Source organism: Thermogutta sp. (assembly GCF_014359955.1).
In the GTDB taxonomy this organism is placed as follows: domain Bacteria; phylum Planctomycetota; class Planctomycetia; order Pirellulales; family Thermoguttaceae; genus Thermogutta.
This window is the reverse complement of the sequence record NZ_JACIYL010000750.1, coordinates 1-2157: the sequence shown is the minus strand read 5'-3', so window position 1 is coordinate 2157 and position 2157 is coordinate 1. Positions and strand designations below refer to the sequence as shown.

Annotated in this window: 2 protein-coding genes; both read right to left on the bottom strand. The window is 57.5% G+C overall.

What is annotated here, in order from left to right; genetic code table 11:
- Positions 1–865, bottom strand: an 865-nt coding sequence (locus H5U08_RS16590; RefSeq protein WP_297035607.1) for a vWA domain-containing protein, incomplete at its 3' end; no start/stop codon positions are given.
- Between the two features lie 107 nt (positions 866–972).
- A partial coding sequence (locus tag H5U08_RS16585) for a hypothetical protein (protein ID WP_297035603.1) occupies positions 973–2157 on the bottom strand: 1185 nt, incomplete at its 5' end.

Below are 2157 nucleotides of genomic sequence, written 5' to 3'. Positions count from 1 at the left end.
AGCGGACAGGGACCCGTTCATCAGCGGTTTCGATGGTGATCTCTTGAGAACTGACGACCTCCAACTGATTTGGCTTGGTCTCGAACAACAGCTCCACTCTGACCTTCTGATTGGTATAGCCCGTGGCGTGAAGATGGGAGGTAACTTTGAGCTCGTTTTTGACAAATACTCGATCGGGAACGATGAGATCCTCAAGCGCTAAATCGCGTGACTCGCCGGCTGTTCGAGATTTACCAAAGCGCACGGCGAAGAGGGGCTGATCAAGGGAACGCATCCGCTGGGCCACTGGCTGGGGTGGCATATCCCGCGGATAGAGTGCACGCTGGGCACCATCACTTAGCAATATCACGGCCAGCAGCCGCTCACCGCTGGTTTCCCTCAGAATGTCTTCCAGCGCGGCACCGATGGCGGTTTGATCTCCCACAGGTTCCGCTGGAAGCTCGATCCGGCCGTCCTTCGCAGCAAGCGGATGGACCTGAGCATCGAACGTATAAACTTTGAGGTCCACATCCCTGGCCAGTTTGACCAGTACGTTTTGATTCTTCTGGAGCGTTTCCCGAAGAGCCTCAAAGCGACTGAGGCCGCGGATTTCGTCGGGCACCGCCATACTTCGCGACTGATCAATCAGAAGGACAACCGTGCCGGCCTGTTTGAGTCGGCTGAAAAAAACGAGCGTCGGTCGCAGAAGAATAAAACCGAGGACCAGAAAGATCAAAGCCCGGACGGTAAAAAGGACCCTTCGACGTGAGGGTGGCAATTCGCCGCTGATGGGTGCAAGGCGCCACAGCAGCAGGAGCAGCAGGAGAACTCCTGCCACCAGGTAGTAGCTGTCGGCAATGGGCTGAAAGTTAATCGAGGGAGTCAATGTCCTGTAACGGAATCACTATCCTGCAATTTTTCAAGGGATTTCTGCCTCTCACGCGGTTTGCTCATTCACTACTCCAAAGATCGAGTGGGCAATGATCCGGCACCCTATGTCGGCTGGGTTTGGGCCTGCGTTGCATCTGCCACCGGTGATGATCGATAAAACCGATTGGCCAGCACCTGTTCCAGGGCCATGATCAGGGCCAGCAAACCCAGCAAATACGGTGTGATTTCAAGCCCGGTCCTCCCCGCCGTCACCTGGCGAAGCAAATGTTCTTTATCGCGGGCGATCTGCATCGGTACATCCGCGAAAGCCTGTTCCAACTGCCCTGCAGACACGCGATCGAGATTCATGACGTGTCCCGGACAGTTGACGCTGAATCCCGAGTGAAAATCGACCCCGGCTTCGCGAGCCACCACACGAAAGTTGCCGATCTGCTCGGTGGCGCTGATCAAAATTTCATGACTCTCGGGATCCACATTGACGCGGATCGGTAGCGTGGCTTCCTGCGTATCGGCATTGAGCACATCGGGTGGCGGCTCCAGCAGAACGGAGGTGAGGCGCAAATCGGGGTCCACCTCCAGCCGCACAGGCTCCCCGACAAAGTAGTTACTCCGCAGATCCCCAGCCCCGGCGAGATAGAGGGCCATCTGATTGGCCAGAATCACGAACGGCCATGCCTGCCCCATCGTGAGCATACTCCACGGCGACTCCTCCGGAAGATCGGAGATGGCCGTCGTCACCGTGATGGCCCGACCTTTCTGAACCGGACGTTCCACGATGGCAGGATGACCGTTACTGAAGGGAACGACCACGTAAGCGTCGCTGGCCAGCGGGTCGAGCACCCAGTATCGATAGACGGGAAACATATCCCATGGAACCGATCCGGCCAAAGAGCGGAACGGCGCCAACAGATAGTGGTCGTAGAGGGACGGCCGAAGATGGAGCTCTCCACTGGGATCGCGGGCCTGTACGAGAATTTGACCGGCCAGAAGGTCCTGAACAGACCCCGTATTCCATTTCTCGATTGACCCCAGAGAACGCCCCAGAAAGAAGGCCACTCCCTTTCCCGTCCGGACCAGGTCGCGAAGTTTCGTCCAGAATGAGTCTGGCAACGGCGGCGGGTCCAGCAGAAAGTAGGCTGCATACGCGGACAGATCTTCTTTCTGCAATTCTTCGTACGAAACGACTTCGCACCGATACCGCGCGATGCCGGCCCGTCGAAGGGTTTCCGGGGCGAGCGCCTGGGAAAGATACACCGCGTGACGACTCGCCGGCGAGGGTGCCGCAAT